Raw genomic sequence first — 6,871 nt, 5'->3', positions numbered from 1 at the left:
AGACTGGCCTTCTGCTGCTCGTCGATATTTAATTCTCGAGTATCACTCTTCATCAAGACAATAAATTCAATGAACGACGACAGATTCGCACTCTGAACGACAGCCCAAAACGGGGTGCACCTGGAAGCGTCTCTGGCGCACCAAAGGGGGGTCAGCGAGAATTTCGCGGGAAACCTCAACAATGTCGTGAGGAAGGTCGCCAGGCGCCCCCTGGAGCGGGCAAATTGATGCAGAGCCGTAGCGCCGCCTGCATCTTTCGAGAGCAAGTACTTGGTGAATTCGCTTTGCGAGAGCGTCTCAGATGAGGCGAGGATGAGCATGGCGGCCATGAAGCCATCGAATTCGCTATCGGAGCCGTTGCCCTTGGCGTAACCGTGAAGGGCGGTCATCCCTTCACCGCAGAAGGTCAGGACGTCGGTCACGACACGAATGATATCCTGATGTTCTGCCTCTGGTTCATGGGTGATGATGAAGCGCTCTATCGCATTCTTGAGGACTGTCGCATCGGCAACACGCGGCCGATCGATCCTGAGCAGCCCTATCAGCAGGGTTGTCTTTTCTACTGAATCTTCTTGTTTTCGAAGATTGGTTCTGCCCAGACTCAACAACTTTTTCCTGATTTCCTTCTCCCCCCCAATATTATTGATTATTTGCCGTTGTCTTTTGTCCAAGCGACTGATCAACTTCTGACGGCCAGGTCGTTTCAGTTCGCGAGGAATGACATCGCTGGATCCCACCATGGTGCCAATTGCCTTCATCAGGGATTGAATCCATGGGCCTGCATCCTCGCCACGTGCGGCAGCATGCCAGAACGCAGTGTCCCCATTCCTTGTCTTCTTTTCAAGTACTTCTCCGAGGAAGAGGATGTTGCTGATCTCGCCCCCGGAATTCGCCCATGGTTTGCGGGAAATTTTTTCGATCAGATAAATGATATTGCCTGTTTCTCCAGTTTCGGCAGCAATATGGAAAATGGTTCTGCCGGCATGATCCTGGCAGAACAAGATGTCCATGTCTTCGTGGCATTTCGACGCATGAACCACAAGGTCGACGAATTCCCGGAATGGCAAGGAATCGGTTGCTCGAAATAGTTCGTGAAATTCKGGGCTCCCGCCGGGAGTTCTGGGAAACAAGCTGACGGATGCACGGATAATATCTCTGTTGATCTGACATTTTGGAAAATTTTTGAGTATTCCATCAATGGCATCTGGCAATTTCCTGGCCGCTTCGCAGGGAACCATGACGTTGTCAGGCTGCATCGCGGCGATCAAAAACCTCTGCTTGGCGATCGGCGCGGCATCTCTCGCGAGAATGAAGCGAACCAGCCTCGCCAACATGTCACTTCCATGTTGGGCCGCCTGTTGCGCAAGCGGATAACCTGTTTGCACCTCACACATGCACAGCATGTCCTTGACCGGTGAGAGTTCGGAGCGTGCGCTGAATCTGGGATGCTTCTGCATCCTGGCGAAAGCCACTTCATCCATCATATTTTCGAGCACGCTTGTCGTCGCATCGACGCCCGCTTCCAGTTGTTTTCGAATGAAGCCATGGTGAGTCGCCTGCCCAGGTATTCCGTTCTCGTCGAATTCAACGGTCGACCACGCTGGCCGGACGTGTTCATCCATCCAGCTGACTTCGCACCTCTCGGGAATCAAGAAACTGATACCGGTGGTCGCGGATTCAACTCCAATCGCAATTTGCAGCGGTTGTGGTTGCGACATCCGCAAATCAACGCGCTTGCCCTTGAAGTTCGGCAGTTCGACGCGAGCCAGGTGGGTCAAGCATTTGACTCCCTCCGGCACGAGGGCCATACCGGCTGGAAAGATGATGGTGCGGACCGATTCGCTCCACGCTGGCAGGTTCTCTCGCACCGTCGCGTCCAGCAACCACAGGGCGCTCGGTGGCACCTGGCTCAAATCCAAGGTGCCCGTGGAATCGGGCGCACGCGGAATGAGCGCCGAAGTCCGCGCCGGCAGGATCGCGTCGGCGGGCGTGTGGCTTGCCCTGTCGTCGCGACGGCGCACCGGAGGCAACGAGGGTCTTTGGGAGCTGAAACGATGGACGTTGGACATGAGCGGGCCGCCAAGCAGAGGAAACAACCTCCTTGGTCACAGCCCTGTGGCACTCATCCCTAGTACAGATGCACCCTGACGAGGCGTTGGTCGCCTGCTGTCCGCCGGACTCCGGCGGACAGCATCGCGGTCACTTCTTCGCGATCTTGCGAACCGCCTTCTTGGCAGGCGCTTTTGCCGCAGCCGCAGCCGGGGCCGGGGCCTGGGCCTCGGTTTCCGGCGCAGGCGCCCCGGCCTTCGCAGCCGCCGACTTGCCGGCCGTCTTGGCCGGCGGCTTCGCGGCGCGCGGCTCGAACTCGAAGCTGACCTTGCCCTCCTTCTTGTCGAAGGCCAGGAAGGCCTTGAACTTGCGCCGCGTCTTGTTCGAGACGAAGTTCTCCAGCAGGTCGGTCTTGCCGGTGGCGAGCAGCTTGCTCATCTGCTCGCGGGCCACCGGCTGCTGCAGGATGATCTTGCCGCTCTTGAAGTCGCAGGTGATGTGCGCGCCGACCGCGTGCTCGCAGACGTAGGAGCTGCCGAACTCGAAGACACGGCCCTGGCACTTCGGGCAGTGGCCCAGGCTCTCCTGGTCGGAGAAGTCGACCGGCTCGCCCGCCTCGGCGTTCTTCGCGTCCTCGCCGAAGTCGAACTCCAGCTTCCAGTTCTTGATCTCGTCGTCGAACGCGAGCTTCAGCTCGGCCGTGAACGGCCAGCCGGCCTTCGAGCGGAAGCCTTCGAGCGGGCCGATCTTCTTGTCGGCGATGAAGCGCTCCACCTCGTCGAGCTCGAAGCTGCGCCCGCCGGGGATCTTGCTGATCGAGAAGCCGCAGCCGTTGTCCTCGGCCGCGTTCGTGCCCACGCAGGTGAAGCGGCGGTAGTTCTCCTTCACGACGCCGCCGCAGTTCGGGCACGGCGTCTTGAGGGTCGCGTAGTCGCCGGGGATGGTGTCGCGGTCGTACTCCTTGGCCTTGGCGACGATGCGCTGCGTCATCGCCGCGATCTCGGCCATGAAGGTCTCGCGGCTGAGCTTGCCCTTCTCCATCTCGGACAGCTGGAATTCCCAGTTGCCGGTCAGCTCGGGCTTGGTCAGGTCCTCGACGCCCAGGCCGCGCAGCAGCGTCGTGAGCTGGAAGGCCTTCGCGGTCGGGATCAGCTCGCGGCCCTCACGGTGCATGTACTTCTCGAGGATCAGCCCTTCGATGATGGCCGCGCGCGTGGCCGGCGTGCCCAGGCCCTTCTCCTGCATCGCCTCGCGCAGCTCGTCGTCGTCGATCAGCTTGCCGGCGCCTTCCATCGCCGACAGCAGCGTCGCCTCGCTGTAGCGCGCCGGCGGCTTGGTCTTCATCGGGTTGACCGCCACGTCCTCGGTACGCACCAGCTCGCCCGCGGCGACCGCCACCAGGTTGGCGTCGTCCTCCTGCGCCTCGCGGCCGTACACCGCGAGCCAGCCGGGCTTCACCATCACCTTGCCGTTGGTCTGGAAGCTGTGCTCCTTGCCGGCGGTCTTCACGGTGCTGATGCGCGTCGTGACCATGAACTCGGCCGACGGGAAGAAGACCGCGAGGAAGCGCTTGACGACCATGTCGTACAGCTTGGCCTCGACCTCGGTCAGGCTGYGCGGCGCCTGCAGCGTCGGGATGATGGCGAAGTGGTCCGACACCTTGGCGTTGTCGAAGATGCGCTTGTTCGGCTTGACGTAGCCTTCCTTGAGCGCTTTCGCCGCATGCGCCGACAGCGGGCGCAGCGGGCCCGGCAGGTCGTCGGTGGCCAGCATCTGCATCGTGTCCTTCACGACGGCGACATAGTCTTCCGGCAGGTGCTTGCTGTCGGTCCGCGGGTAGGTCAGCACCTTGTGCTTCTCGTACAGCGCCTGCGCGATGCTGAGCGTGGTCTTTGCGCTGAAGCCGAAGCGGCCGTTGGCCTCGCGCTGCAGCGTGGTGAGGTCGTACAGGCCGGGCGCGCTCTGCGTGCTGGGCTTGGCCTCCTCCGTCACGCTGGCCGGCTGGCCGCGCGCCGCCTCGGCGATCGCGTTCGCATCGGCCGCATTCCACAGGCGGTCGGCGCGCTGCTCGGCGTCGTCGGGGTTCTTCTTCCACTTCGGGTCGAACCACTTGCCCTCGTACTCGCCGGCCTGCGCCGCGAAGGTGGCCTTCAGCTCCCAGTAGTCGCGCGAGACGTGCTTGCGGATCTTCTCCTCGCGCTCGACGACGATCGACAGCGTGGGCGTCTGCACCCGGCCGACGGTGGTCAGGAAGAAGCCGCCGTCGCGCGAGTTGAACGCAGTCATCGCCCGCGTGCCGTTGATGCCGACCAGCCAGTCGGCCTCGGAGCGGCTGCGCGCCGCCTGGGCGAGGCCCTGCAGGCTTTCATCGCTGCGCAGGTTGTCGAAGCCGTCGCGGATGGCCGCCGGCGTCATGCTCTGCAGCCACAGCCGGCGCACCGGGTGCTTGCTCTTCGCGTGCTGCTGGATCAGCCGGAAGATCAGCTCGCCCTCGCGCCCCGCGTCGCAGGCGTTGATCAGGTCGGTGACGTCCTTGCGCTTGACCAGCTTGACGATCGCGTTCAGCCGCCCCTTGCTCTTGTCGATCGGGTTCAGATCGAAGTGCGGCGGGATCACCGGCAGGTTCGCGAAGCTCCACTTGCCGCGCTTCACGTCGAACTCCTCCGGCGCCTTGATCTCCAGCAGGTGGCCGACGGCCGAGGTCACGATGTGGTGCTCGCCCTCGAAGTACTCGTCGTGCTTCTCGAACTTGCCCGCGGTGGGCGTCAACGCACGCACGATGTCCTGGGCGACGGAGGGCTTCTCGGCAATGATCAGTGACTTGCTCATGGGACTTTCTGGTGATGGCTCGGCCGGGGTCGGCGCGTGCTCTCTACAATCCGGGCTTCTCGCGCGCATGCACGCACACGCATGCACGCGCGCGCACCCATGAATTCAATGTACCCAAAGAAACCGATGACGCAAGCCGGCACCGCCAAGTCCCCTCGGTCCACCCCTCGGTCCGGACCGACCCCCGTGCCCACCCCCGTGCGGGCCGCAGGCCAGGCGGCCGCCGCCGGCCGGCGCATCCAGGTGCGCCGCTCCGGCGTGCACGGCAAGGGCGTGTTCGCGATCGCACCGATCGCCCGCGGCGAGGTCGTGATCGAGTACAAGGGCGAGGTGATCCCCTGGGAAGAGGCGCTGCGCCGCCATCCGCACGACCCGAAGGACCCGAACCACACCTTCTATTTCCAGCTCGACGACGGCGAGATGGCGATCGATGCCAAGTACGGCGGCAACGCGGCGCGCTGGATCAACCACGCCTGCACGCCGAATTGCGAATCCGACGAGATCGACGGCCGCGTGTTCATCAAGGCGAAGCGCGCGATCAAGCCGGGCGAGGAACTGTTCTACGACTACGGCCTGATCATCGACGAGCGCTACACGCCGAAGCTGAAGAAGGAATACGAATGCCGCTGCGGCACCCGCAACTGCCGCGGCACGATGCTCGCCCCGAAGCGCTGAGGCTGCGATGAGCGACCCCACCGAAGACGACACCCTCGACACCACGCTGCCCGCGGCGTCGCCGCAGCACTGGGGTGCCGAGGCGCTGTGGCAGCAGCTCGAGCCGCTGCTGCCGGGGCTGAGCGTCGAGGTCGTCGCGCGCATCTCGTCGACCAACACCGCGCTGCTGGAGCGTGCCCGCGTCAACATCAGCGCGATCGACGAGGCCCCGGCCGAGCTGGTGCAGGTGCGCCGCAGCGTCGAGAGCGCCGCCTTCGGCCGCCGCGCCGCCGACGTGCAGCCCTGCCTGCTGGTGGCCGAGCACCAGACCGGCGGCCGCGGCCGCATGGGCCGCGTCTGGAAGGCTGCGCCGGTCGCCTCGCTGACCTTCTCGCTGTCGCTGCCGATGAACCCGCCGGATTGGTCGGGGCTGTCGCTCGCGGTCGGCTGTGCGCTGGCCGAGGCGCTCGACCCGCGCACGCCGGGCGATGCGAGCGCGCCACGGATCGGCCTGAAGTGGCCGAACGACCTGTGGCTGATGGAGGCCGGATCCGACGAAGTTGCCAGCACCGGAGCACGGCTCGGCCGCAAGCTCGGCGGTGTGCTGATCGAGACGGTGGCCGCCGGTCCGCGGCGGCTGGCGGTGATCGGCATCGGCATCAACGTGCAGCCGATGCACGCCACCACCGAGCTGAACACCGGCTACGGCTGCGTGCAGGAAATCGACACCACGCTGACCGCGCCGACCACGCTCGCGCGCGTGGCGCTGCCGCTGGTGAAGGCGCTGATCGAGTTCAACCGGCGCGGCTTCGGCGCCTTCGTCGACCGTTTCGCCGCACGCGACCTGCTGCGCGGCCGCGCGATCACGACCACGCAGCCCGACGTGGCCGAAGGCATCGCCGACGGCGTCAGTGCCAACGGCATGCTGCGCGTGCTCACCGCCGACGGCCCGCGCGAAGTGGGCAGCGGCGAGGTCAGCGTGCGCCTGACGCCGGCCGACGGCGGCGCGCCCGACCCGCAGGCCGAGGACGCCTGATGCTGCGTGCGATCGTGCTGGTGCTGCTGCTGGCGAACCTGGGCTTCTGGGCCTGGACGCAGGGGCAGCTCGACGGCGTGGTCGGCGTGCGCGCGCAGGGGGACCGCGAGCCGGAACGGCTGGCGCGCCAGGTGCGCGCGGACAGCGTGCACATCCTGCCGGCGGGCGCGACCTCGGCCCCGGGCGGCGGCCCGGGCGAGCCGGCGCTGGCCTGCCTGGAGGCAGGTCCGTACACGCCGGCGCAGATCGCGAGCGCCGAGTCCGCGTTGCAGGGCGCCTTGCCGCCCGGCAGCTGGAGCAGTG

At 64.9% G+C, this 6,871-nt stretch carries 4 protein-coding genes and 1 pseudogene; 3 read left to right on the top strand and 2 right to left on the bottom strand.

Annotation, left to right across the window (positions count from 1 at the left end; all coding sequences use genetic code 11):
* A partial coding sequence (locus AC1D01_RS15560) for a hypothetical protein (RefSeq protein ID WP_477867724.1) occupies window positions 1-2,069 on the bottom strand: 2,069 nt, incomplete at its 3' end.
* A 130-nt stretch (window positions 2,070-2,199) separates the two neighbouring features.
* The gene (locus AC1D01_RS15555) at window positions 2,200-4,878 is read right to left on the bottom strand and encodes a DNA topoisomerase III (protein ID WP_477867722.1); all 2,679 of its coding nucleotides are present in this window, start codon (window positions 4,876-4,878) and stop codon (window positions 2,200-2,202) included.
* A 126-nt stretch (window positions 4,879-5,004) separates the two neighbouring features.
* Between AC1D01_RS15555 and AC1D01_RS15550 the strand changes: the two genes are divergently transcribed.
* From AC1D01_RS15550 to AC1D01_RS15540, 3 genes and pseudogenes are all read left to right on the top strand, one after another.
* Entirely contained in the window at window positions 5,005-5,553 is a 549-nt protein-coding gene (locus tag AC1D01_RS15550) for an SET domain-containing protein (protein ID WP_477867720.1), read from the top strand.
* Window positions 5,554-5,560: 7 nt separating this feature from the next.
* Window positions 5,561-6,568: a biotin--[acetyl-CoA-carboxylase] ligase gene (locus tag AC1D01_RS15545; protein WP_477867718.1), complete on the top strand. Its 1,008-nt coding sequence runs from the start codon at window positions 5,561-5,563 to the stop codon at window positions 6,566-6,568.
* Window positions 6,568-6,871 (top strand): annotated as a pseudogene (locus AC1D01_RS15540) (hypothetical protein); the annotation flags it as partial. The gene AC1D01_RS15545 and the pseudogene AC1D01_RS15540, both read left to right, overlap by 1 nt.

This window comes from Rhizobacter sp. P3_B12 (genome assembly GCF_056402895.1).
This window is presented reverse-complemented; position numbering and strand designations above follow the sequence as displayed.

Bases quoted from the DNA above. Each gene is read 5' to 3' on its own strand.
- AC1D01_RS15550 (WP_477867720.1), top strand. From the start codon at position 5,005: ATGACGCAAGCCGGCACCGCCAAGTCCCCTCGGTCCACCCCTCGGTCC.
- AC1D01_RS15545 (WP_477867718.1), top strand. From the start codon at position 5,561: ATGAGCGACCCCACCGAAGACGACACCCTCGACACCACGCTGCCCGCG.